This is a genomic window from Synechococcus sp. H55.2 (assembly GCF_047462495.1).
In the GTDB taxonomy this organism is placed as follows: domain Bacteria; phylum Cyanobacteriota; class Cyanobacteriia; order Thermostichales; family Thermostichaceae; genus Thermostichus.
Genome location: NZ_JANSJH010000180.1, coordinates 1 through 1,986 on the forward strand (window position 1 = coordinate 1; position 1,986 = coordinate 1,986).

The window sequence follows — 1,986 nt, forward strand, 5'->3', positions numbered from 1 at the left end:
GAGATTCCCCCGCTCCCCGGAGCAATGCCGGGCATGCTGGGCCGTCTGAAGTTGGCAGGAGAAACCCGCCAAGCCCTGCTCCTGCCCCAAGCAAGCCTGGTAGAACAGTTCGGCCTTACGGGCGTGTACCGGCTGGTGGACGGCAAGCCGCTGTTTACGCCCGTGGTGGTGGGATCCCGCTATGGGGATCAGGTGGAGATCCACAGTGGGCTACAGCCTGGAGACGAGGTAATCCAGGAAGCGGCTGCCGTCCGGGCTAGATCCTTCTGAAAACTGTTTCCTAGGACAGAAGCCCAGAGTTCTGCTGACTTTCTTGATTTCCACCGGGCTTGCGGGGCTTTCGCCGCTGCGACCTTGTCGGGCTGAGGCAGCGGAAAGAAGTCCCTCACCGCCCTGAAGCTTTTCTCCTCGCCCCGCTTGCAACAGCGTCGCAGAGTGATGGCTACGGAGCGGGCAAGCTTCTTGATCTGGGTGGGAGAAAACCGTCCTCTGGGCTGCGCCTGGGAACCCTGGGAGCGACCCAGAACCTGAACCCGTCTTGGTAAATCCAGTTTCTTTTTGGGTATACTTCCGCTATACTCATCTCGTACAGATTCCGAGTTCCTTCCCCTGAAGATGACCTGGCGCGCTCCCTTTTTTGGCTACTTTAGCTTTCCCTGGCAACGACCAGGGCGGAAGGGTGGCGCGTAAACTATAGAGCCTAGGTTTACCCGAGTCAGTCCTGAAGCCCTGAGCCCAGTGCCAGGGCTTTTTTGATGGCTCGATGCTCCATTCCCTCACTTCCCATCCCTTGCACACAATCTTGCCCACGATGAAGGACAGTTCTATGCCCCCCCAAACCGACAACTGCAACATCCAAGAGGTGACTCCCTTGATTGCCCCTGCTGCTGTCAAGGCCAAGCTGCCGCTGACGGAAACGGCAGCCCAAGTGGTGCTCTCCACGCGGCAAGCCATCCGCGACATCATCCACGGGCGGGATCTCCATCGCTTGGTGGTGATTGTCGGCCCCTGTTCCATCCACGATCCCGAAGCGGCCTTGGAGTATGCCCACCGCCTCAAGCGGGTGGCCGATCGAACCCGCGAGCACCTGGTGATTGTGATGCGCACCTATTTTGAGAAGCCGCGCACCACAGTGGGCTGGAAGGGCCTCATTAATGATCCCCACCTGGACGGCTCCTGCGATATTGCCACTGGCTTGCAACTGGCCCGTTCCATCCTATTGCAGATCAACGAGCTGGGCTTGCCCTGTGCCACAGAAATGTTGGATCCGGTAACTCCCCAATACACCGCAGACCTGGTGAGCTGGGCGGCCATCGGCGCCCGAACCATCGAAAGCCAGACCCACCGGGAAATGGCCAGTGGCCTCTCTATGCCCGTGGGCTTCAAAAATGGCACCGACGGGCGGCTGGAAATTGCCCTCAACGCCATTCTCTCCGCCAGTCACCCCCACAGTTTTCTGGGCATCGGCCAAGACGGCATGACGGCCCTGGTGAAAACCACCGGCAACCCAGACCGGCACATTGTGTTGCGCGGCGGCGGCGGCAAGACCAACTACGGCCCGGAAGATGTGGCGCGGGCGGCGCTGCTGATGAAGGATCAAGGGATCCCGCGCTCGGTGATGGTGGACTGCTCCCACGACAACTCCCACAAAGACTACCGCCAGCAGGGAGCCGTCTGTCGGGCAGTGCTGCGGCAGTACCAAGCAGGGCAGCGGGCCTTGATGGGGCTGATGCTGGAGAGCAACCTCAACCCAGGCAAGCAAACCTGGCAGGAAGGGGCACCACTCAAGTACGGCGTTTCCATCACCGACGGCTGCATCGGCTGGGAGGAGACCGAGGATCTGTTGCAGGAGATGGCAGCAGTCGTAGCAGGGAAAACCTTGGCTTTGAATCACTAAAAAAGCCCCGCAAGACCCAAGCAAGGCAATAAAGTTGTGCTCGGCAGCAGTGCAACTCCCCTCTCCCTCTGGGAGAGGGGCTGGGGGTG

1 protein-coding gene and 1 pseudogene are annotated in these 1,986 nt (G+C 60.2%); both read left to right on the plus strand.

Annotated features, from left to right (window positions below):
* Window positions 1–270, plus strand: a pseudogene (locus NW844_RS12760) (hypothetical protein); the annotation flags it as partial.
* 556 nt (window positions 271–826) lie between these two features.
* On the plus strand, window positions 827–1,897 hold the full coding sequence (locus NW844_RS12765; RefSeq protein ID WP_414336186.1) for a 3-deoxy-7-phosphoheptulonate synthase: 1,071 nt from the start codon (window positions 827–829) through the stop codon (window positions 1,895–1,897).
* The last annotated feature ends 89 nt before the right edge of the window (window positions 1,898–1,986 follow it).